This is a genomic window from Pantoea sp. MQR6 (assembly GCF_022761075.1).
In the GTDB taxonomy this organism is placed as follows: domain Bacteria; phylum Pseudomonadota; class Gammaproteobacteria; order Enterobacterales; family Enterobacteriaceae; genus Pantoea; species Pantoea phytostimulans.
On sequence record NZ_JAKYXB010000004.1, the window covers coordinates 273,241 to 296,758 of the forward strand.

At 48.6% G+C, this 23,518-nt stretch carries 19 protein-coding genes; 9 read left to right on the top strand and 10 right to left on the bottom strand.

Going from position 1 to position 23,518, the window contains the following annotated elements; genetic code table 11:
- Position 1 precedes the first annotated feature (1 nt).
- The 7 genes from MUG06_RS16475 to MUG06_RS16505 all read right to left on the bottom strand — a co-directional run bounded on the left by MUG06_RS16475 (position 2) and on the right by MUG06_RS16505 (position 7,026).
- Positions 2–2,467 (bottom strand): fimbria/pilus outer membrane usher protein, encoded by a 2,466-nt coding sequence (locus MUG06_RS16475; RefSeq protein ID WP_243079433.1) that lies wholly within the window; start codon positions 2,465–2,467, stop codon positions 2–4.
- Positions 2,468–2,684: 217 nt separating this feature from the next.
- Positions 2,685–3,371 (bottom strand): molecular chaperone, encoded by a 687-nt coding sequence (locus tag MUG06_RS16480; protein WP_243079280.1) that lies wholly within the window; start codon positions 3,369–3,371, stop codon positions 2,685–2,687.
- 84 nt (positions 3,372–3,455) lie between these two features.
- Positions 3,456–3,977, bottom strand: coding sequence for a fimbrial protein (locus MUG06_RS16485; RefSeq protein ID WP_215848533.1), 522 nt, complete (start codon positions 3,975–3,977; stop codon positions 3,456–3,458).
- A 355-nt stretch (positions 3,978–4,332) separates the two neighbouring features.
- Positions 4,333–4,938 (bottom strand): TetR/AcrR family transcriptional regulator, encoded by a 606-nt coding sequence (locus MUG06_RS16490; RefSeq protein ID WP_243079281.1) that lies wholly within the window; start codon positions 4,936–4,938, stop codon positions 4,333–4,335.
- A 99-nt stretch (positions 4,939–5,037) separates the two neighbouring features.
- Positions 5,038–5,946 carry an alpha/beta hydrolase gene (locus MUG06_RS16495; protein WP_243079282.1) on the bottom strand — a complete coding sequence of 303 codons (909 nt, stop codon included), beginning with the start codon at positions 5,944–5,946 and terminating at the stop codon, positions 5,038–5,040.
- A gap of 94 nt (positions 5,947–6,040) precedes the next feature.
- Entirely contained in the window at positions 6,041–6,364 is a 324-nt protein-coding gene (locus tag MUG06_RS16500; RefSeq protein ID WP_243079283.1) for an AzlD domain-containing protein, read from the bottom strand.
- Positions 6,361–7,026: an AzlC family ABC transporter permease gene (locus MUG06_RS16505; RefSeq protein ID WP_243079284.1), complete on the bottom strand. Its 666-nt coding sequence runs from the start codon at positions 7,024–7,026 to the stop codon at positions 6,361–6,363. The genes MUG06_RS16500 and MUG06_RS16505 overlap by 4 nt, the downstream gene beginning before the upstream one ends.
- 102 nt (positions 7,027–7,128) lie before the next feature.
- Between MUG06_RS16505 and MUG06_RS16510 the strand changes: the two genes are divergently transcribed.
- Together MUG06_RS16510 and MUG06_RS16515 are read left to right on the top strand one after the other, a co-directional pair.
- Positions 7,129–7,677 (top strand): XRE family transcriptional regulator, encoded by a 549-nt coding sequence (locus MUG06_RS16510; RefSeq protein ID WP_215848528.1) that lies wholly within the window; start codon positions 7,129–7,131, stop codon positions 7,675–7,677.
- A 276-nt stretch (positions 7,678–7,953) separates the two neighbouring features.
- Positions 7,954–9,135, top strand: a complete 1,182-nt coding sequence (locus MUG06_RS16515; protein ID WP_243079285.1) for an FAD-binding oxidoreductase — start codon at positions 7,954–7,956, stop codon at positions 9,133–9,135.
- Between the two features lie 4 nt (positions 9,136–9,139).
- On the opposite strand, the gene MUG06_RS16520 is transcribed toward MUG06_RS16515, so the two are convergent.
- Positions 9,140–10,510 carry an aldehyde dehydrogenase family protein gene (locus tag MUG06_RS16520; RefSeq protein ID WP_215848527.1) on the bottom strand — a complete coding sequence of 457 codons (1,371 nt, stop codon included), beginning with the start codon at positions 10,508–10,510 and terminating at the stop codon, positions 9,140–9,142.
- A 450-nt stretch (positions 10,511–10,960) separates the two neighbouring features.
- Here MUG06_RS16520 and MUG06_RS16525 point away from each other — a divergent pair, with 450 nt between their 5' ends.
- The 4 genes from MUG06_RS16525 to MUG06_RS16540 all read left to right on the top strand — a co-directional run bounded on the left by MUG06_RS16525 (position 10,961) and on the right by MUG06_RS16540 (position 18,544).
- Positions 10,961–11,890 carry a RepB family plasmid replication initiator protein gene (locus tag MUG06_RS16525; protein ID WP_243079286.1) on the top strand — a complete coding sequence of 310 codons (930 nt, stop codon included), beginning with the start codon at positions 10,961–10,963 and terminating at the stop codon, positions 11,888–11,890.
- A 1,757-nt stretch (positions 11,891–13,647) separates the two neighbouring features.
- The gene (locus MUG06_RS16530) at positions 13,648–14,847 is read left to right on the top strand and encodes an AAA family ATPase (RefSeq protein ID WP_215848524.1); all 1,200 of its coding nucleotides are present in this window, start codon (positions 13,648–13,650) and stop codon (positions 14,845–14,847) included.
- Positions 14,848–14,854: 7 nt separating this feature from the next.
- Positions 14,855–15,826 (top strand): ParB family protein, encoded by a 972-nt coding sequence (locus MUG06_RS16535; protein ID WP_243079287.1) that lies wholly within the window; start codon positions 14,855–14,857, stop codon positions 15,824–15,826.
- A 669-nt stretch (positions 15,827–16,495) separates the two neighbouring features.
- A complete protein-coding gene (locus MUG06_RS16540; protein WP_243079288.1) occupies positions 16,496–18,544 on the top strand; it encodes an FUSC family protein in 2,049 nt (682 codons plus the stop codon).
- A gap of 102 nt (positions 18,545–18,646) precedes the next feature.
- Here the strand turns inward: MUG06_RS16540 and MUG06_RS16545 are convergent, their stop codons facing one another.
- Positions 18,647–19,948, bottom strand: a complete 1,302-nt coding sequence (locus MUG06_RS16545) for an SLC13 family permease (protein WP_243079289.1) — start codon at positions 19,946–19,948, stop codon at positions 18,647–18,649.
- Positions 19,949–20,273: 325 nt separating this feature from the next.
- Here MUG06_RS16545 and MUG06_RS16550 point away from each other — a divergent pair, with 325 nt between their 5' ends.
- The 3 genes from MUG06_RS16550 (at position 20,274) to MUG06_RS16560 (ending at position 22,450) form a co-directional block, all read left to right on the top strand.
- Entirely contained in the window at positions 20,274–21,725 is a 1,452-nt protein-coding gene (locus MUG06_RS16550; protein WP_215848521.1) for a sugar porter family MFS transporter, read from the top strand.
- A gap of 163 nt (positions 21,726–21,888) precedes the next feature.
- Positions 21,889–22,056: a hypothetical protein gene (locus MUG06_RS16555; protein ID WP_215848520.1), complete on the top strand. Its 168-nt coding sequence runs from the start codon at positions 21,889–21,891 to the stop codon at positions 22,054–22,056.
- Positions 22,057–22,102: 46 nt separating this feature from the next.
- Complete coding sequence (locus tag MUG06_RS16560; protein ID WP_215848519.1) at positions 22,103–22,450, top strand: hypothetical protein; 348 nt, start codon at positions 22,103–22,105, stop codon at positions 22,448–22,450.
- A 157-nt stretch (positions 22,451–22,607) separates the two neighbouring features.
- Here the strand turns inward: MUG06_RS16560 and MUG06_RS16565 are convergent, their stop codons facing one another.
- Positions 22,608–23,471: an oxidoreductase gene (locus MUG06_RS16565; RefSeq protein ID WP_243079290.1), complete on the bottom strand. Its 864-nt coding sequence runs from the start codon at positions 23,469–23,471 to the stop codon at positions 22,608–22,610.
- Between the last annotated feature and the right edge of the window lie 47 nt (positions 23,472–23,518).

Below are 23,518 nucleotides of genomic sequence, written 5' to 3' on the forward strand. Positions count from 1 at the left end.
CTTATTCGCAGAGCGCAGTGACGATTTTCACAGCGACGGTTTGTTTTGTTTGCGCAGGCAGGGTGAAGGCGGCCTGGCACTGCTGCGTTGCGCCACTGCCCCATGACACGTTTAACCTGCCGCTTTGCGGCACGCCGCTCAGATATACCTGGCCGCCATCTCCCACGATCCCACTGTTGCCAGCGTCGCCGTCAAGGGTCGCCATGGCGCCAAACGGGACCGGTCCTGCGCTGCGGTTAAGGTTGACCAGCACGCGGCTGCCGGTGCGGGTTTTAAAATCGGCCAGCACCAGCGCGCCCTTCGTCGGCACCACCGACGACGTGGCGGTATCGATGTCCATGTCTTCGCCGTACGTACCGGTATCAAGCGCAATGCGGTTATGGCGGTAGGTTGAGGCGTAAGGCACCACACTGTAGCCACGCCAGTCGGTTTTCACTCCGGTGTGGTTTTCAACCCTGACGCCGTCTGCGCCCGGCGCGCGGACCAGCACGGCCGTCTCACCGGTGGCCTGACCAAACGTGACGCCGTACGGGTGCACCACCACCGAGCCCTGTGCACCATAGTTCACCTGGCGGGCATTGCTGGCGTAGTTATAACCGGCGCTGACTTCGCCGTAGGTACCTTTATAGGTGCCGCTCAGGTCGCCACCATAGCCCTGACCGCGACGGTCATAGCGCTGCTGAACCCTATAGTTCAAGTTGTTATCTTCAAGCGCCGTGCCACTCAAGCCGGCATTGTGCGTGGTGCCGCCGCTCTTACTGCGGGTCAGGCCATAGCGTGCCCAGCTGCCCGCCATAAACCGGTCAAGCGGGATCTGCACGCTGAACGCCAGCTGGCGGTCTTCGCTGCCCAGGCCCGGCGTCCGAGACAGGGTATAATTCAAGCCGTAGTTCACACCGCCATGGGTCAGATAATAGCCGGCTGAAATATTGCGCTCACTGCCGGTTTGCTGCCAGTAGTCCTGCTGCGAGGCCGAGATATAAACGCTGCCGTACTCTCTGAGCGACTGGTTGAGGTTGAGCATTGCCTGGCTGCGTTTGTTGTACCGTAAACGCCATACCTCATCCTGGCGGACGTCCACTTCGTTCGCTTCCTGCATGCTGAAGAACCCTGACGTGGAGTAGCGATATCCCGCCAGCGTGAAGGTGGTGCCCGTCGCGGCAATATCTTTGGCGTATTGAAAGCGGAAAGACTGGCCGCGGTGCGTGGAGTCATCGCGTAATGTGGCCTGTGCCTGCGTTGCATCCATGGAGACAGAACCCCAGTGACCAAAGCTGTGCCCCAGTCCCAGCGCCGCTGACTGATAGTTGCCAGACGCCTGCACCCCGCCGTACACCGTGCTGGACAGTGGCAGGCCATAAATTGCCGTTCCTTGAACAAAATTCGGCGTATTGCCGCTCAGGTAAGCGGTGCGGTAGCGCCCCGCCGTCGCGGCATATTTCAACTGCCCTTCGCGCTGCATGATAGGCACCGCAGAGAAGGGCTGCAGGGAGACCCGCTCTGAACCGTCAGCTTCGCGGATAACCACTTCCAGATCCCCGCTCGAAGCGGTCGGATACAGGTCAGTAATGGTGAACGCACCCGGCGCCACGTAAGTCTGGTAAATCACGTAACCGTTCTGACGCACTGTCACCTGCGCGTTAGACTGCGCAATGCCACGGATAACCGGGGCAAAACCGCGCAGGCTGTCGGGCAGCATATTGTTGTCAGACACCAGCTGCACGCCCCTAAACGGCACGCTGTCAAACACCTCGCCAGGCGTGGCGCTGTCGCCGAGGGTAAGCTGGCCTTTTAAGGGCTGTACGTCACGCTGTGCGTACGTACTGATGCTCTGCCAGCTGGCTCTCTTCTGCCCGCTGCCTGCATAGGTAGAATAGTTACGCAGACGCCAGGCACCGGCGTTAAAGCCGCTGCGCAAATTGAAGAAGTTACTGCGGCTGCGGCCCGTGCCGTAGTCAGTGTTGGCCCCGCTATAGCTGTAGTTCAGCCGGGCCGAGGTCAGCCCCTGATCCCACAACGCAGGATTAACAGCATTACGGGCCTCAATGTTCAGCGCCGCCTGCGGAATGCTCACGTCAAGGCGCTGCTGGCTGAAATCAAAGCGGCTGTCGGCGTCAGGGATAAGCTCACCCAGGTTGCTCAGCGCCTGGTCCTGACGCATCAGGTTCAGCAACGGGAAGGCTTCATTTTTCACCCCCATCGCGCTTAATTCGGCGGGCGTGAATTCGGGCAGCAGCCTGCCCCCGCCGTCGACAAATGTGACGTCGCGGGTGCCGACCTGGTTGCCGTTGAGATAAACATCGACGAGATAGACGCCGGGCAACTGCCCGCCAGCCGTGGAAAACTGTCTGAGGTCACTTTCGGCCGCGCTGCTCTCTTTTAATTCCAGCGCAGCAGGGTCGAAATAGTCGGCGGCGGCGGCGGGTGAAGCCGTCAGACAGAGACCGGATAAAATACCGGCAGCCACAAAACAGGCTACTGTCGAATAAGGCAACCCGCGGACCGCCTGAAATTCGTTCTGAAATGTATTATTAATAGGGTGACGCATTGATTTTATTATTGATTTTTTTATCGTTGAGGTCATCGTTCATATTTCCGCTTGGTGATTTTCAGGCGCAGCCGCTCAGGCCCGGCAGAAACATCAGCCGGGCGGAGTAAGGATTAGCTAAAAGGAGGGGGGTTAATTACAGCTGACGCGTCTCGGCGCCGGTCACACCACCAAAATCATTTATGGCTGTCCAGCTGACTGAACCGCCTCGGGCCTTCATTAACGGCAGCTCCAGGACGGATTTCGGGGCGATCATGCCCGGCGCTTTCAGTGGCGTGTAGCCCACGGTGATGCTGTTAAACGAGACGTAATATGGCGTGGGATTCGTGATAACCAGCTTGTCACCGCGAACGGCAAACGCCAGCTTCTTATAGGCACTGCCAGCATTCTCTTTCAACGCGGACGGACGGTAGAACAGTTTGATTTTGGTCTTAACGGAGATGAGTAAGCGGTTTGTGTCGGTGCTTTCAGACGCCGGAATAGACTTGATGTTTGCCCAGAACACTGACTCCCGGTCTTCGGGTAAGCTTCCGCCCGTGCGCACAATGCGGACAATGTTTTCTTTGCCCGCATCGAGTCGAAACAGCGGGGGCGTAATAATAAACGGGGGCTTGTCTGCCGTGGCTTCCGGATAGGTTTCCACCCATGACTGAATCAGGAAGGGTGCTGTTTTTTCAGGGTTCTTTACCGAAATGGAGGTCTCTTTTTTATCCGCATGATAAATAATGCGCGTCCCACCGATAATCACGCCCGCCTGGGCAGACTGCAGCGCGGCTAAACCAAGAAGACTCAAAAAACACAGGCCCGTTAATAAGCGAGACATCTTTTTTCCTTCACTCTTTTATCGTTAATCCGGCAAAAAAACCCGCCGCGAGCGGCAGGTTAATGACATCCGTGTTCCGGGGTATCAGTTATACAGCACGGTGAAGTCAGCAGCGGCGTTCGCCGAGCCTTCTGTCACGGTGGCAGCCGTCGACTGATACTTGGCAAAGTAGGTCAGCGTGGTGTCGGCTGCGGTGCTCAGCGGATAGGTTTTAGACTTGGACGCCAGCGGAATAGCCGTGGTGCTGTCATCTTCGAACAGAGCAATGGCCACGTTTTTAGCGGTAGAGGCCGGGCTCAGCGCCAGCAGGTTGCTGTTTACAGGATCAGCCGGGCCGCCGAAGCTTACTGCGGCGGTGGTTGCCGCGGCCGGACAGGCGCTCAGTACCACGGTGATTTTGCCGCTACCTGAGGTAGAGCCGGCCGTGCCGAAATCGCTGGTACCGACGTTACCGAGGGCAACGGTCTGGGCTTGAGACGCGGCGTCGATGGTACAGGAAGCCGACGTCACGCTGCCGGTGAAGTCGATAGTGCCGCTTGCTGCGTTTGCCGCAGAAGCGAAAGCGGCACCTGCCAGGATGGCCAGTGCGATAATGTTCTTGTTCATGGTGTTGCTCTCCATGCCCGACTGTGAGGAGTCCAGGCTGTTTAATGAGGTGTGCTAAATGAATCAATCGCCGGCAGTGAAACGTTCGTTCGCTCAGCTGCCGGGCTGAAAACATGATGCAGGGTTTACCGGGAAACATTAATCAGCCCGGTCTTCTTGTCGCGTAGGAAACGGATGATACGTGGCAGGGGTAATTTGCCGGGGGTCAGCGTGGTGGGTTCAGAAAAGGTCTCGTGAAGGGCCATAAGGCCCGTCGGGCATGGTGACTCACGTCGTCGTACTTGTGAAACATACGCTATCGATTTTCTCCTGAATCGTTTTTTAGGGAATGATCACGCCTTAATCAGCTAAAATTTTAGTTAAGGATCTTTAACGCCAACGGCACAATGCTTTCGTCAGGACGCGTTTGGGGAATTTTTCCGGCTACGCGCATGCCCAGCACAATGCACAGCATCAATGAAGCTGTGGCATCTGCATTCAACTCCGCGTTGATTGATCCATCCTGCTGACCTTGCTGAATTAAAAGCTGGATATTCTTTAAATTACGCATCAGTGCTTCGCTGACTGCGTCCGCGAGATCGTGATCAAGTGTTTGCAGTTCAACAGCACTACCTGCAACCAGACAACCGCGCTGCCCTTCTATATCTCGCACCGATTCAACATAAAAAACCAATAGCGCTTCCAGACGTGATAAACCTGTTTCGCACGTTGCCAGTCGGCTACGTAGATCGCTGTTGCGCAGCGACAGATAGCGGGAAAAGACTTGTGTAAATAGCTGATTTTTATCGCTGAAAGCTTTGTAGATGCTGCCAGTGGTAAGCTGCATCGCTTTACTGAGATCGCTCATGGATGTGGCATGAAAGCCTTTCTCACGGAACACCAGCATGGCGCTATCCAGCACCGCTTCCAACTGGAATTCACGAGGCCGTCCCCGATCTTTGAGAGTCGTTGGGTCACGCATCAATTTACCTTATTTAGGAAACAATCATTTCCCATAAGCTAATGGAAAACCATGATGATGTGAAGCCTGAGAGTAGCGACAATAAAGATCCTGCTCATCTCAATTTTGATTATTCGACATGATGCGCAGCGTATCGGTGAGGGAAGACGGTAATATTTGCCCGTGCGTTTGGCCCGGATAACGTGACAGATGCAAATCTCCACCTTTGTGTTCAAGTATCTGCATTAATTGGCCCTCTTCGTGCTTGAGATCACTCGAGTGGCCTTTACGTTGTTCGGTCACGCCATCACCTTCCATCAAATAAAGCGATTTGTGCTGCAAGCGCGCCGGATCACTCTCTTCAGCCAACGCGATAATGCGTTGGTTTGCCCAACCTAATGATGGCGCAGCAGCAAAGTAGTTGTGAAACCATGTTGTGTTGTAATAGGAATCAAGCACAAACAGGCCACCGAAGGAGTGTCCCCAAATGCCGCGTTTAAGAGGATTGCTGGGGGCTTGCTTTTCGACATACGGCACGATTTCATTTAAAAGAAGCTGACGAAACTCAGCGCTTCCGCCGCCCTTTCTGCCTCGCATCCGCTGATCTTGTTCAAGATTTTCGCCTGCCGGTGTGTAGTCAAAACTGCGCGCGGCCACGTCAAAAGGGAGATTGGTGTCGTAGCCTACCGCCACCAGCACGGGCGGCGCTTCGCTGCTCATCTGTTTTAACATCGACTCCGTTAAGCGCGCCATTGCCGCGTTGCCATCCAGCATATACAGAACCGGATAACCTGCTGCGGGAGCGGCTTTTTTAGGAATGCCAATCCAGACTTTATAGCGACGCTCGCCATCAGCAGAGGTGAAGAAATGCGTCTGAAATTGATAATAAGTTGAACCCATGTCAGCGATGTTTTCGCCCAGCGGCTTGAGTTCAGGCCGGGCTAACAAAGATGTCGAAGGAAGTAACACCACCAGCGCTAACAGCAGAGTTGAGTAGATTGAGCGCAGAGAAAAGAATGCGTTAAACATGAGATCGAATGCCTGAAATTATTAACTATTATTTAACTTTCATGCATCCTGGCATAATTTTCCCCGCGACAAAATCCCGAGTTCAGTGTGGGAATTAGGGTACGCCAAAGTAACGTAATAGAGCCGTCATCACTGCAGCGCTGATAATAATCGTAATCAGCGGGGCTTTGCGCCAGGCGAGAAAAATGGCAAACAGAACGCCAAGTACGCGCGCCATTCCGGCAAAATGTTGTCCTTCGAATAGCGTGCTGGTGGCGGCAACGGCTAACAATAATACCGTTGCAGCATCAGCCAGCAGGCTTTGAGTACGCTCGGTTATGGCTAAGCGATTGCCCAACTTCACGCCCGCAAAACGGATTAAATACGTCCCAACCGCCAGCAATGCAATTCCGGCGATGATCAAGCCGTGCTGATTCATTTGCGTGATCTCCAGGCGAGCAAGCCCAATAACGAAAACAGTACCGGCATGCCTGCGGGAACAAATGGCGTGGCGGAAAGCGATAACACTGCCCCTACTGAAGCCGGAAGCCGGGTACGGCGTTGACGCAATGCCGGAAAGATCAACGCAATCAGAATGGTGGGAAATACGGCATCCAGGCCGATGGTGGAGATGTCAGGAATGAACTGACCAATGGCGGCTCCGGTCATTACGCTGATCGGCCAGATTAACCCAATACCTATGCCGCAGATCCAAAATGCTGCTCGCCGCTGTTCAGGCTGAGGCTGAGAAATGCCAAATACTACGCTTTCATCATTCATAATATGGCAGCCGAGCAGACCACGAGAACCGCGTCCTACCAAATCTTTAACCGCGATGCCAAACGGTAAATGGCGTGCATTAACCAGAAGCCCTGCCGCTGCCGCAGTAAGAGGACTCCCGCCGCTTGCGACGATACCGATAAACAAAAACTCTGACGCTCCCGCCAGTACCAAGGTAGAGAGCGCAAGGGGAACCCAAAGCGGAAACCCATCGGCAGTTGCCAGCGAGCCGTAACTCAAGCCAACAATCCCATCAGCAATACAGACCAGGAAAATAGCTTTTACGACGCCTTTTCCCACTATCTCTTTTTGCGGCAACATAATAATTTCATCTCATAACGAACGATTTATCCATTATAATGAACCTGAGTAAATAGCATTACAAGACGAACGTTACGTTCGATTTATCAAACAGGAGTAAACGTGACGACGCCCATTAGCATCATTGCCAACGGTTTAATCCGTGAGCGTCAGCGTGCAGGCTTATCGCTGGCAGAAGTCGCTCGTCGAGCCGGAATTGCGAAATCTACACTTTCTCAACTGGAAGCAGGCAATGGTAATCCCAGCATTGAAACGTTATGGTCGCTTTGCGTAGCGTTGAATATTCCCTTCGCCCGCTTGATGGAACCTGAAGCGAATCGGATGCAGGTGATTCGCCGTGGCGAAGGGCCGACCGTGACGGCTGAACATGCAGATTATCAGGCCGTTTTATTAGCAACCTGCCCACCCGGTGCGCGACGCGATATCTATCTGCTGCATATCCAACCTGGCTCCGAACGCCAGTCTCAGCCGCATCCACCGAATACGGTTGAGCATTTGATTCTGACGCAAGGGCGAGCTTTAGTCGGCCCCATTGATTCGCCGGTTGAACTGGAAGTGGGTGATTACATCAGCTATCCGGGTGATGAGGCACATATCTTCCGCGCGCTGGAGCCCGATACCTTAGCGGTACTGGTGATGGAACACATTTAAAACACAGAGCCACCTTGCGATGGCCTTTCAAATGCCGACGTCCTGACGTTTATTCACTCTTCAAGAATGGCGACGGCCGGATCGGCTTTCCGCCTGGTTTGACAAGACCGATGCCTGAAAGATCCAAGCGTTCGTGATTGAGCTGTGTGATCTTTGTTACAGAGTTGGGTTGACGTGAATCCCGGCATCGTTGATCTTAATTTTCTCACTTCAGGGCTGCTGGCTTACATGCAGATGAGCCAGCCTTACTGTTTTCTTCTCGGGAGGTGTTCAACGATGCCACAGCGTATTGCTGTTATTGGTGCAGGCGTACTGGGATTATCCGTGGCGCGTTCACTGGCTATTCAAGGTGCTCAGGTTACGGTATTTGATAAAAGCTTACCCGGCAGTGGAACCAGCCAGATTAGCTATGCATGGGTAAACGCTAACGGCAAAAGTCCGCAAACCTATCACCATCTCAATGCTAGCGCGATTGACGAACACAAACGGCTACAACATGAAAGCGGCTTAAACGCGCCGTGGCTTCTCGAAACCGGAACCTGGGAGTGGGCAGCTGATGCTTTCACCCTTAAACAATTAGAATTGCGGGCAGAAAAGCTTGCCGCGCTGAAGTACCCTTTTCGCGTAGTGGATCGTCATAGCCTGTTGCAAGCTTTACCTGAAATACAACTCGATCCGCGCATTCAACAAGCCTGGCATTTCTCGTCTGAATGTTTGATCTATCCCAGTTTGTTCGTTGCACGGTTATTGGCTGATTTGCGCGAAAAAAACGTAGAGGTATGCGTCAACCGCGAAGTTATCACCCTGGATGAAACCGAAGAAAATGTAACGTTGACGCTGTCTGACGGCCAAGAATGGCAAGGTGATCACCTTGTTTTAGCTACCGGACGATGGTCATCGGAATTAATTGGGCAACTGGGACTTGAACTGGATATGACGGATGCGAATCGTGCGGATAAAACCGCCTGCAGCTTTCTCGCATACACTAATCCGCTCCCCATCCAACTCAATAGCAATATCATCACCCCAGAACTTAACGTGCGACCCGATGGGGGCGGCCGATTGATGCTTCAGGCGCTGGATTTGGACCACCACGCCGATCCTGCCCGGCCGGCTGATGTGAATGGCATGATTAGCGTTGAAATGTTGCGGCGTTTACGTCGTCTGTTTACCAATGCGCAAGGTGCCCGAATAGAGCGAATAGAAGTGGGTCAGCGCTCACGTCCTGCGGATGGCTTGCCTGCTCTGGGTTTTGTCACGTCAGCTCAACGTGTTTATCTGATGGCGACCCACAGCGGTATGACACTTGCACCGCTTTTAGGTCGTTTAGTGGCTGAAGAAATAATCGCCGGCGCTCGTTCAGATATGCTTACTGATTTCGCGCCGGACAGATTATTGCGTCCACGCAGTGAAAAAAAGGGATCGGCTGCGCCAGCTTATTTACCCGCAGCGCAGTAATCCGTTAGCGGCGATTTTTCCATACAGTCTGGATGTTGCAGAACTCATGCACGCCGAAATGCGACAGTTCACGACCGTATCCACTTTTCTTCACGCCACCAATTGTTACGCGAGGATCAGAGGCGCCGTTGCCATTGATAAATACCGCGCCAACTTCCAAATGCTGCGTCATGTGATCGGCAATGTCATCATTGCTGGTCCAAACTGTTGCACTCAATCCAAACTCGCTGTCGTTAGCGATTTGTAAGGCATGCTCTGGATCGCGAGCCACCGCAATCGCAGCGACTGGCCCGAATAACTCCTGCTTGAAGGCTGTCATTTCCGTGGTGACGTCAGACAAGATGGTCGGCGCGTAATAGTTTCCCTGCCCTTCCAGCTTTGATCCCCCTAACACCAGACGAGCACCCTCACGGATCGTTGCCTGCACTTGCTCATTCAGTTCGTCACGTAAATCAGCACGCGCCATAGGACCCAGGAAAGTTTTTTCATCCAAAGGGTCGCCCAACGTTAATGCTTTTACGGCAGCGGTAAACCGTGATTCAAATGCTTCAGCAATGGATGCTTCGACAATAAACCGTTTAGCCGCCATACAGACTTGCCCGGTATTCTGATATCGACCAATGACCGCCGATTTCACCGCTTCATCTAAGTCAGCATCCGCTAATACGATAAAAGGATCTGATCCACCCAGCTCAAGCACTGTTTTCTTTAATGCTGCGCCAGCTTGCGATGCAATTGCTGCACCTGCACGTACGCTGCCTGTTACAGCAACAGCGGCAATACGGTCGTCTTTAATTGCAGCCGATACGCCGTCGTTATCGACATTGATGAGATTGAAACCGCCTTTTGGAAGATCGGTCGCATCAAACAGCTCAGACATCAACGTAGCGCTTCCCATGACGTTAGGTGCATGTTTTAGCATGTAGGTATTACCCGCTAACAACATGCTCACAGCGCCGCGTAGAACCTGCCAGAATGGGAAGTTCCATGGCATGACGGCAAGGATGACGCCGATTGGGCGAAATGTCTGCCACGCATCAGGAACGTGAGTAGGTTGATCGGCCAACATTGCTGGCCCATGTTCTGCATACCAGTCGCACAAATTGGCGCACTTAAGCACTTCTGCGCGCGCTTGTGTGATGGGTTTCCCCATTTCTAACGTTACGCTGCGTGCAAGCTCATTTTCACGTTGGCGAATTTGCTGACCCAATTGACGTAACACAGCAACGCGGGTTTCCATGCTGCTGTGTCGCCATTGAGAATAAGCCTGAGCGCTGGTATTTAATGCTTGCTCTAATTCAGCCGCATTTTGCATAGGGTAACGTGCAAGGATCTCACCGGTGGTGGGATTACGAGAGATAGCAAAATCAGTCATGGTGCCTCGTTATTTGTTTAATAGTACATGACGATAACCATACGCCGCAGATGTGTTGATGAAAAATGAATAATAGTGAGCAAGTTGTTTATAAATCGTGAACCGAGCGAAATCGCTTTACGCCGATGTTGGTCTGGAAAAGATCTTTATTTATCTGAGATAAAGCGGGATGAAAGGTTAGCATTTCCAACGTTATCCACTTATACAGTGAGTAGATCCTAAATAACGATCATAAAGAGATCCTATATAGATCCTAAGAGATCCCCGATCGTCGCAGGCCGCATGGGACAAGGGCTGAGAAGGTGATCGCGTTCACTGTAATCAGTAAAGTGTTCACTATAATCAGTACTTTATTCACTGTGCACAGTAGAATGTTCACTGTAAACAGTGCTAATGTTCACTGTAATCAGAAAGCGATCCCTTTCATCCACAGAATGAAGATCTCAGGCTATGGCAGATAAAGATAGTGAAAACAAAGCGTTACTAGAACCTTTTCTGTCGGTAACCAAAAACAGTGGTGAAGTTATTCAACTTCATCCCAACAAGAATAATACCGTCCAACCCGTTGCTTTAATGCGACTTGGTTTGTTTGTTCCGACGCTGAAATCCACAGCGCGCGGCAAATCTGGTGCAATGGCCTCCACCGACGCGACTAAAGAGTTAAAAAATCTGTCATTGGTGAAAGCTGAAGGGTATGAAAAGATTACCATTACCGGCGCTCGACTGGATATGGATAACGATTTTAAAACCTGGGCCGGCATCATTCAGTCATTTTCACGTTATCCCACTAAAGGCGATACCGTAACGCTGCCATTTATTGATTTTGTTAAGATGTGTGGTATCCCCTCGGCTAACTCTTCAGCGGCTTTACGTAAGCGCCTTGATGCTTCTTTGCGTCGTATTGCGACCAATACTTTATCTTTCGAAGGTAACGGCAAGGCGTATCATACGCACCTTGTTCAATCAGCTTATTACGATCGTGAAAAAGATATCGTGAGGATTCAAGCGGATCCTAAGCTATTTGAGCTCTATAACTTCGACCACAAGGTCTTACTGCAACTTAGGGCCATCTCACGTCTTAAGCGTAAAGAGTCCGCCCAGGCGCTCTATACGTTTCTTGAGAGCTTGCCAACGAACCCGGCTCCCATTTCACTTGCACGTTTGCGTATGCGTCTTAATTTAGGCTCAAAAACCACAACGCAAAACCATGTAGTACGTCGTGCAATGGAGCAGCTCAAAGAGATTGGCTACCTCGATTATTCTGAGGTTAAGCGTGGTCGTTCTGTGTTTTTCATTATCCATAGCAGAACACCAAAGCTTGATGGCATTAGCAACTTAGAAAGCATAGATGCACTTGATGACATCGAGTTCGAAGAGTAACCCTGCCCTTCACTGTAATCAGTAAAACCCGCGTGGCACTGTCACTTTTGTGCAAAAAGTGACAGTGCATCTTTCCGGTTCGTTTACTGTAATCAGTGATTCTCAATGTTCACTGTAATCAGTTACGTTCACTGTATTCAGTATTTTCATGCTGCCTGCTTTTTTTACGTGTTCCTTCCTAAAGAATATTAACACTGTTAATTCAATGAATTACGAGTTAGCAAGTACCAGCATTGTTTATGACGAGATTCATGATGAGCACTGCAACCCGTTTACTACTGATTACAGTGAACAGCCGACGTGTTTAAAGGCACAGTCTTACTGTTTCTGATTACAGTGAATGTTTCCTTGCAGACATTGCGCTGATTATAGTGAATGTAATCTAATTAACTTATTGAATATTCACTGTATTTAATAAAAATAAAGAAGCGAATTGGTATTTTAGCTGCATTTAGCTCGAGTGTTCACTGTATTCAGTGACAAAAGTGACAGGGTGAGCCGTTAACTGCTTATAGTGAATGTTTTAAGCGTTTTTTACTGATTACAGTGAACGTTGCCCCGGTTTTTACTGATTACAGTGAATGTCTTGCCTGGTATCTGTAAGTCAGCCATTCAGCTTTAATCACTCAACGCCTCAAAATAGAGGACGACAACAGCTGATTACAGTGAATCTTTGATGTGAGGTTTGATGCAGTATGTTGGCTGCTGAAAACGTAAAAGCGGACTTATCGCGTTAACCGCCCTGTTATTCAAACCCTGTATTTTACTGAATACAGTGAATGTTAAACGGTGCCTGGTTCGAGAGCGCACGCAAAATATGAAGATCTTTCTGTCACGCTTGTATCGACGATTCTGAATACAGTGAATATGTGGCGAAGAAATATCCTTCTGATCCTGTTTGACCCTATTCTACTGATTACAGTGAATGTTGAGATCGGTAAACCCGGTTTGGATCCTACTGATTATAGTGAATGCTTCAGGCTTTTACGGGCAGTTTTGCTGATTACAGTGAACGTTCATAGCTGTCCTCCAACAAAATTTACTGATTACAGTGAATGTTTATAACAAGCATGAGCGCTGTTTTTGCTGATTACAGTGAATGTTGGGCGGATTTTTGGTGGCTGTATGAGATTGGATGTTTCAATCAAAGCGTTGCTACTGATTATAGTGAATGTTTACTTCCCTCTCTTTTCTGCTTACGCGGGGTGATTCTTTACTGACGTTACGTCGCAAGCTCATGCTGTTAGTTCGTTAGTTCGTTAGTTCGTTAGTTCGTTAGTTCGTTAGTTCGTTAGTTCGGTGGTTTACTGACTACAGTGAACGATCCAATGTCTTTGCCCTCCCCTTTTGTTTAAAAATTCCTGGCGTGCTGATTACAGTGAACGTTTTAACTGATTACAGTGAATGTTTAGCTTTTACTCATTACAGTGAACACCTCAACTATCTTGTCGCGTACTTTTACTGAATACAGTGAATCTTTGTCTGTAAATGTCATCGAAACTTGCCTGGCGACGCTTAGTAGTCACATTTCAAACGCGTTTAAACCCACTAGTTAACTTCCACTGAATACAGTGGATGAGCATAACACGCTGTTTAAAAAGCGTTCAGGCCCATACTTTGGCAGTCATCGTATGACGTAAAACCACTATTTTACGTTAAAAGTGTCACCACTTAACATTTCTTCTTTTGTGATTATTAATTGCCTCATGAGCAGGATTTCGGTATAAAGTCACAAATCCTACATGTGTGGAACAAGTATGGCTAACGATGATAAGCAGGTCATGAAGGTCGCTCAGCGTTCAGAACGGATGCTGTTAAGCCTTACGGAACAAATTCAGGCACAAAAACAAGAGTTACACGAAAATACCTATTATCAGGTTTATGCAAAAGCGGCTCTTGCCAAGCTCCCTAAATTAACGCGTGCAAGTGTGGATTACGCGGTTAACGAAATGGAAGAGAGTGGTTATCAATTCGACAAACGTGCCGCCGGCTCCTCGGTAAAATATGCGATGTCGATTCAAAATATTATCGACATTTATCACCATCGTGGCGTTGCAAAGTATCGCGATCGTCATTCTGATGCTTACACTTTGTTTGTCGGTAATCTCAAAGGTGGCGTATCAAAAACAGTTTCTACTGTCTCTTTGGCACATGCTCTGCGCGCCCATCCTCATCTTCTGTTTGAAGACTTACGTATTCTTGTCATTGACCTCGATCCACAATCCTCGGCCACTATGTTTTTGAATCATGAACGTTCAGTAGGCTTGGTAGAAGCCACTGCTGCTCAGGCTATGCTGCAAAACGTAAGTCGAGATGAACTGGTTAATGAATTTATTGTTCCTTCAATAATTCCTGGCGTGCATGTATTGCCTGCGTCGATTGATGATGCATTCATCGCTTCTCGCTGGGATGAACTGTGTTCCGAACATTTGCCGGGACAGAACATCCATTCTGTTTTATACGATAACGTTATTGCTAAATTGACCAAGGATTACGACTTCATCTTTATAGACAGTGGTCCTCATCTGGATGCATTTCTTAAAAATGCCATTGCAGCCTCTGATTTGTTGATGACGCCGGTACCTCCTGCACAAGTTGATTTTCATTCGACACTTAAATACCTCACGCGTCTGCCGGAGCTGATTGGCATTATTGAAGAATCGGGTGCGACTTGTCGTCTCCAGGGAAACATCGGTTTTATGTCCAAGCTTTCTAACAAAGCTGACCACAAGCTTTGTCACAGCCTGGCAAAAGAGATTTTCGGCGGTGATATGTTAGATGCTGCCCTTCCCCGCCTCGATGGATTTGAGCGTTGTGGAGAATCTTTTGACACTGTTATCTCTGCTAATCCTTCAACGTATGTTGGAAGCAGTGAAGCATTAAAAAATGCCCGATCTGCGGCAGAGGATTTTGCTAAAGCCGTGTTTGACCGTATTGAATTTATCCGCCTGAACTGAGGTTTCTATGAGCGCAAAAAGAATCACTATTGGCCGAACCTTCAGCCAGACTCCTTTGGAAACAGAGGACACGTCAGAGACACATGCACAAACGTTTGTTCTTTCGACAGGAAAACGTGCATTGTTTCGTTCAGAGCGTATTCCTGCTAACGAAGTTGAAGATAAAACGTTTGTGGTAATGGAAACCAATGGGCGTGATCAGGCGGGATTAACACCTGACTCTTTGCGAGACATTATTCGCACAATTAAACTTCAGCAGTTCTTTCCTGCTATTGGCGTGATGCAAGGCGGGAAGATTGAGATCCTTGATGGATCTCGCCGTCGTGCAGCTGCAATATATTGCAGAACCGGTCTTGAGGTTTTAGTTACCGATGCCGAAATCACTGCTGATGAAGCCCGTAAGCTGGCACAAGATATTCAAACGGCTCGTGAACACAATCTACGTGAAGTCGGTATGCGCTTACTGGCGTTAAAGGATGGCGGTCTTTCTCAAAAGGAAATCGCAGAAAATCAGGGTTTATCCCAGGCAAAAGTCACGCGTGCATTACAGGCTGCCAGTGTGCCCTCCGATTTAATAGCACTTTTCCCAAACCATTCAGAACTGACTTATCCCGACTACAAAGCGTTGCTTCAAGCCGCAGATAAGTTGAATGAAACGGGTCAGTCTGTTGAAACGTTAATTGATAATATCGCAATGGAGATTGATGTTGTCTGTTCTCGTGAAGGCCTGGCAGAAGATGAAGTGAAAAATAATATCTTGCGATTGATTCGGAATGCCAGCCAGACATTAGTTAAAGAACCTGAAAAAGATAAAACGACATCAACAAGCTTGTGGCCATTTGCTGACAAAGATCGGTTCGCACGAAAAAAAACGCGTGGTCGAATGTTTAGCTACGAGTTTAACCGGCAGTCAAAAGATTTGCAGGAAGAGCTGGACAAAGTTATCTCTGAAACATTGAAAAAGTATTTAGCGAATTAAAAGGTGATTTTAAGTGAAAAGGCCTGAAGGGATTTCCTTCAGGCCTTTTCTGTATTAAGCGTTTAAGTTTATTTTCTTTATATCCCATTCAAAGGCAGTCCTTCACGTTAGCCCCAATTTCATCAGGAATTTCAGGCTGAAATCGCCAGTTTTATTGTCATTATTTCACTGTTATTAATAATAAATTCAATATCTTGCATAAGTTACCACAGTGAAATTTCGTCAACATTCTTTGGGGTGGTTTTTCATTGCAAAGCATAATGTCTACTAGTGCAATGTGGTAAACACGGCATAGGTTTAATCATGACCATCCGACTATTTTTGGCGATTTCAGCCTGAAATCGCCAAAAGTTTCGATAACTGGGCTACAGAGAAAAGAATTAAATGCACGATAGAATGAACCATTGAGACATCAATCCACCCTATCGCAATGATGTTTAACTGACAGAGAAACGTTAAGGCGAGCCCGGGCACTAAATTTGACTAATACGCTAGCCAGTAGGAATAAGTCTGCATCTAACCTACGAAAAACAGGCAGCAGGCAGGATAATCAATGAATATCCAACATACTTAGCACGGTAACGATTTGTATTAATAATTGAAATGAAACCTCAAGTTGCTTCTGTCAGGATACGGCGAAAAGATGCCTTGCAGAGGTGACAATCCCTTATGAAGTGGTTTTCGAAAAGTGCGGTTTTATTCTCAAGTAAAACCTGTCTGGCCGCATTTTTAGCGTTTTATGTCGCATTGGAATTGAATCTGGACAAACCGGCCTGGTCCTTAACAACCGTCTATGTTGCCTCACAACTCTATTCAGCCTCTACCGTATCGAAATCGATTTTTCGATTTTTGGGTACGTTGCTGGGTGGTCTCTTTATTCTGCTTATCTATCCTGCAACCGTGCTGGATCCCATGTTGTTTAGCTTCTGTATTTCTTTATGGGTGGCAACCTGTTTGTATCTTTCGCTGCATGATCGTACGCCGAAAAGTTACGTTTTCATGCTGGCCGGTTATAGTGCCGCCATCATGGGCTTCCCGGATGTTACGTCACCAGATGCTATTACCTACACAGTGATATCACGCATTGAAGAAATTACTGTCGCCATTGTCTGCAGCAGTTTGGTCCATCGACTCATTTTCCCTGTTTCAATGGGTAGCGTGCTTGAGCGAAGCGTAAAGGATTGGTATCAGAACGCCAAAAAGCTTTGTATCCAGATGGTCGTTACACAGCCACAAGAAAAATCGGTTGAGCGCGAAGCGATCCTGATTCAAATGGCTAACTATCCGCTTAATGTCGAAACCTTGATCACGCACTGTGTTTATGAAGGTAACGCAGCGCGTCGTTTAATTCGTTTGGTCAGCGTACAGTATCAACATTTGACCTATATGATCCCAACGCTGACCGCCATTGAAGCTCGCCTCAGTCAGCTTTCTGAACTGAATATTGCTTTTCCTGATTATATTGCTGACGCGTTTAGCCATTTTTTGATGTGGCTAAATGAAGAAGAAAACCCTGAAAAGACACATCTTTTAAAAGATGAATTTGAAACTGTTCAACGAAAGCTGAAAAGCGATTGGCAATATCAAAAATTAAGCAGTGAGGAGAGTATCTTACTCAATGGTTTGATTGAAAGGCTGGGTAACTTTGTCCGTATCGCTAATGCTTATCAGACTGTAGACGAGCGTGTAAACGAACTCACACCCGACGCCAAAGCAGGTAAAGTTGCTCGTAAACACAAACATGTCGACAAAGGTATGTTGCTGCTCTCTTCCTTTACCGCCTTTTTAGCGACTTTCGCTTCATGCCTGTTTTGGATTGGCAGCGGTTGGGTTGATGGCGCTACCGCACCTATGATGGCAGCGGTGCTTTGTTCATTTTTTGCTGCTATGGATAGCCCAATAGCGCCAATGAGGTTGTTTTTAAAAGGCGTTGTTTTCGCAATCGTCATCAGCATCCTTTACTGTTGTGTACTGATCCCAGAAGCGCTGACCTTTGAAGCCTTAGTCATTTGTCTCGCGCCGGGGTTAATCGCGCTTGGATTAGTGATTGCTAATCCTGCTACCAATCTGATTGGCTTAATCATCGCTACGCAAATTCCTGGATTTATTGGTATGAGCCACCACTTCAAGCCGGATTTACTCCTTGTAGTGAATGCCGCGCTTTCAACACTGGTAGGAATTGCATTTGCAGTGGTGATTACAGCAATAATTCGTAACAAACGGCCTTCGTGGACAGCAAAGCGTGCGGTGAGAAAAGGGGTGCTTGAGCTTTTACAATTTATATCGGCCATGAAGTTAGGTCACGCAACGATGCTAATGCGTCAGCAATTTGTAGCGCGCATGCTGGATAAGGTAAATATTATTCTGCCGCGTAAACGCCTTGATCCCGATCCACTATTAACTTCAGGCAGCAATTTGATCACTGAGGCTTGGCTCGGCGCTAACTGCTATGACTTCTTTGTAAAATATCGGGAAGTGATAAATGAGCAGAACATCACCCTTGACCCTTTTTTCCATGAACTTAGTCTGTTCCTAAAGCAGCGACTCAAATCTCTACAAATCCAACCACACGGTGAATTACTGCAAGAACTCAACCGTATGTTGCTAACATTAGAGAGGGCGTCGCACGCTGCGCCTCAGCTTTATCAACCCTTGTTTCATTTATTCAATGTACGACTGGCATTGTTTCCACAAGAACGGTGGCCAGTAGCGGCTTAGGTCACAACGGATAAAAATCAGTAATAAAAGAGCCCATCACGCGCGTAATGGGCTCTTTTTTGATGTCCGCCTTTAGCCGGGCAACAATATACGCTTCAGAAACTAGACGTAGCCCAGTAATAAAAACCACAGATAATTCAGTGGTAATAAAATTAGCGCACTGACGATTGCCACTAGCAGACATAACTTCACACCCTCACGTACGGGCACTTTTCCCAAAGCAATCGCGACAACAATCGGTGATGCCTGATAAGGCAATAATGGCGTGGCATAAGCAAAGACCTGGATCATGACCACTGTAGTCAGCGAAAAGCCGGAAGCATCAGCGAATTGCTGCGCCATCGGGGTAAACATCGCCGGAACACCATTGGCCGTGACGACAAAGTTCAGTGCGCTAGTCAGCGCATTCAACGATATAAAGCTGATAAAAGGTGAATCCGGTGCCAAGGGGGTAATAGCAAGTAAACCATTGGCAATGGCCTCACCTAAACCAGAGTCGACCACAACAGTGGTAACACCGAGAATGGCGGCGACATAAAGGCAGGTGCGAAAATTAACGCCGTTGGCAAACTCATTGCCATCAATGAAGCCTACTTTCGGCAGCAGACATATACAGGCAGCCGCTAAGCCAATCCAGGCTGGCGAAATACCATGCCAGCCATCGGTGATCCAGAGTAATAAAGTCAGAGCGGTGATAAACATTAAGCGCCATTCAGCTGCCGTAAATGCAGACGTATCGGGGCGAGTGATCCGGTGAACAGGCTTCGCGGGAAACAGGTAAATAATAGTTATTATCAGCAATATGCCTTTTGCAATCCCAAGTACAGGTGTATGCAATAACCACCACGGCATCCAGTTAAAATGAAGATGGAAGGCGTTATCGGCGGCACCGATTAAAACCAAATTAGGAACGTTTGCCGGCAAAATGCTGGAAGAGAGTTGAAAGGTTCCTAAACCCACCGCGAGAGCCAAACCAATCCAACCTCGGGTGCCTTCTTTAATCCCAACCTGATTAGCCATTGCCGCTACCACAGGCATAAGCAAAGCAATCCTGCCCATATTAGACGGCATGATAAAAGCCAGTAGATAACTCAGCGTGATCACGCCACTGACCATGCGCGGCCAGGATTGACTCAACGCCACCGAAAGAAAACTTGCCCAGCGATCGGCAAGGCCAACTTTGCGCATTGCTAAGCCAAGAATAAACCCGCTGAGAACCAGCCAGAAAGCCGGGGAGGAAAAGCCGCTAAAAACGCTTTCTGCTGGTGCGATGTGAAGAAGCATGGCGGCTGCAAAAAACAGCAGGGCAGTTATAAACTCAGGTAAACGCGCGGTCGCCCACAATATGATAGTGACTGCGACAACGAAGGTCGTAAGCCATAGATCTGAAGACACGTGCATCATTCCCATTCCTTGAAAAGTAAGCCACAGATTAAGTGATAATGATTATCACTAACAAGTTAAGTGAGTAAGTGTTTTATCTTCTGCTATTTGCAATAACTTAAATGACTCAACGTAGTGATGAATAAACCGCTGACTCTGACGCATTTTCAATAACTCTTATCTCTGTTTAGCTGGGAAAAAATAAACTTTCAGCAGACGTTCTGTCGAGCCACCGATTCGTTAAATACCGTCTACACTCTTTGACCTTAATGGTAAAAATGTTCCATTTTCATTCCGTATGAAATTTAACCATATGGATATTTAACTTTTTGATTACAGGGATTATATGAGTACGAAAACGCCGGTTTCTTCCGAAACGGATGAAACTACAACTGCTGATACCGTCCGTCAGCGCATTTTCTTAGTGGTACTTGTTGCCACTATGGGCGCGCTGGCTTTTGGCTATGACACGGGAATTATTTCAGGCGCACTGCCTTACATGACTTCACCTCCCGATCAAGGAGGATTAGGTCTCAACTCGTTCACTGAAGGTTTAGTGGCTTCGTCGCTGGTATTTGGCGCAGCCATTGGTTCTTTTCTGAGTGGTTTTTTCTCCGACCGCTTCGGGCGTCGTATTACGCTGCGCAGCCTCGCTGTTTTGTTCGTGCTGGGTTCACTGGGCACCGCGTTGGCTCCTAGCGTTCCAGTCATGGTCGCGATGCGATTCTTGCTGGGTATTGCAGTCGGCGGTGGTTCATCAACGGTGCCGGTGTTTATTGCTGAGATTGCAGGGCCGAGATTACGCGCACCGCTGGTGAGTCGTAATGAGTTGATGATCGTGACGGGTCAGCTTATTGCTTACGTTGCCAGTACATTGCTCAGCTATTTACTGCACGATGAACACCTTTGGCGCTACATGCTAGCCATTGCGATGGTGCCAGGATTGCTGCTGTTTATCGGGACCTTCTTTGTTCCCGCTTCGCCACACTGGTTGGTAGCAGAAGGACGGCTGAAAGAAGCGAAAAAGATATTGAAGTATCTGCGTGAAACGCCGCGTGAAGTTCGCCACGAAATGGCGGAGATGAAGAGGCAAGCCAAAGCTGCGGAACATGGCCCAAGTGCGATGACACTCATTCGTGAGAAGTGGGTGATCAGATTAATGATTATTGGCGCGGGGCTAGGTTTCGTCATTCAGTTTACTGGCGTTAACGGCTTCATGTATTACACACCGATTATTTTGAAATCAACCGGCATGGGCACCAGTGCCTCTATTGCAGCCACTATCGGTAATGGTGTGGTCTCAGTGATAGCGTCGATTGCGGGTATCTGGGCAGTCAGCCGTTTTGCTCGTCGTAAAATGCTGATTACCGGCCTGAGTTTTGTTATTACTGCTCAGATCTTGTTAGGCGCTGTGTTGACTTTTTTACCGTCGAATCTCACGCAAAGCTATCTCGCATTAGCCTGCATTTTAATGTTTCTATTTTTTATGCAGATGTTCGTTGCGCCGGTTTATTGGCTGCTCATGTCGGAATTATTCCCGATGCAGCTTCGCGGCGTATTAACAGGTGCAGCCGTATCACTTCAGTGGATCTTTAATGCTGTGGTTGCGTTTGGTTTCCCACCCGTAATGGAATACGCGGGCAGCACGACCTTCTTTATTTTTGCCGTGATCAATGTCGGCTCACTCTTCTTTGTCGTGTCGATGCTGCCAGAGACGCGCGGTAAAAGTCTGGAAGAGATCGAGGCACACATGAAAGAGAAGTTTGGCGAAAACAGTCAAACTGCTGACGCAAACTAACCCCCCTCAGGCAGGCTGTAATTCACGCAGCCTGCCTGCTCTTATCAAATAAAGTCCTGCAAATTTAAAGCGTAACGGAAGCCATCGATTATCCATCTACGCATGCGAGAGTTCAAAATGCTGTCTATGCTGATAAGCGTTAAGGATTTTTCAGGAGAAATCGATGAAGTTTTTCTATTTTATTTCGCTTATCGCTTCTGCCGGTTATCTATTGGCTTTCCTGCCTAAGTTAAGAACACAGCGTGAACCCGTAGCGTATTGGGGATGCTGGACATATCTTGCCGCAAACGCCATTTTTTGGGCGATATATGGCATACGCTACTATTTATAAGGTGAGGTTGAGCAAATGCCTCGCCAGACCCCACTGGAGATAAAATATGTCAGAGAACAAACGCGATCTAATGCCCTATATGCTGATCTATTGCGAGCCGCGTCTGCTCATGCAGAATATTGATGGGCACGTAATAGATATCGGCAGTGCAAGCAAAGAGACGGGGGTGTTTCACTGGCAGCTTGATGGTAATGATGAAAAGGGTGATCAAGCTGAATCAGTTGAAGCGATGCTAAAAGATATTGAGCAGCATCTAAGCTTCTTGTTCGTTGATGGACAGTTTACAAGCTTACCGGATGTGAGTGCTGATTACAGTGAACAGCTTGAATCCGCGCCTTCGCGCCAAATACAGCTTCACGAGCTAAACGATAGCGATGAAGATTCAGTGCGTTAAAGCCGAACTCAATACAGCTTCAAGCCCAGCGCATACTGATAACCTCTTCATCACGCGTTTATCGCTCGGAAAGAGGTTCACCACAGAGAAAGAGCACTCGTCAGTCGTCCATACCCGTTCTACCGAAGCCCGCAACCTGCGGGTTTCGCTGTTTTGGTCAACCTTTCCCCATTTCGTTTAGCTTTTCCATCGCCTCTGCGGGGAGTTCAAGGTGTCTGCTCGCCAGATTTTCCTGCAAATGCTGTGGCGATGACGTACCCGGTATCAATAAAATATTGGGCGATCGACGCAGCAACCACGCCAGCGCGATCTGCATCGTGGTGGCATTTAAATAGGCAGCAACCTGTTCCAGCTGTGATGATTGCAATGGTGAGAAGCCGCCTAATGGGAAAAACGGAACATAGGCGATACCTTGCTCAGCCAGACTATCGATCAGCGCATCGTCCTGACGATTCGCCAGGTTATACATATTTTGTACGCAGACAATCGGCGTCATTTTTTGCGCATCGGCAACCTGTTTTGCTGTGACGTTGCTCAGACCAATATGACGAATAAGCCCACGCGATTTCAGCGCCATCAACGCCTCCAGCTGGGGTTCAAGCGATCCCTCTTTAGGCTGGTGAACATCCAGCATACTTCGCAGATTAACCACCTCCATCATCTCTAAGCCAAGGTGACGTAAGTTATCTTCCACTGCACGCGTTAAAGCATCAGGTGTGAATGCCGGCAGCCAACCGCCTTTGTTATCGCGTAGCGCGCCAACTTTAGTAACGATGCAAAGATCGTCAGGATAAGGATATAACGCCTTTTTGATCAGCTTATTGGTTTCATGCGGGCCGTAAAAATCGCTGGTATCGATATGGTTCACACCGGCTGCAATTGCGTTTTGCAGCACTTCCGTGGCGCGCGCTTCATCTTTAACCGGGCCAAACACGCCGGGGCCAGCTAATTGCATTGCGCCATAACCTAAGCGATTAACGTCGCGGTCGCCGAGGCGATAAGTCAGTTTGGGTTGGGACATGGAAACCTCCTGATGGAATGTCGTTTAATTGTATCGGGAGAATGGCT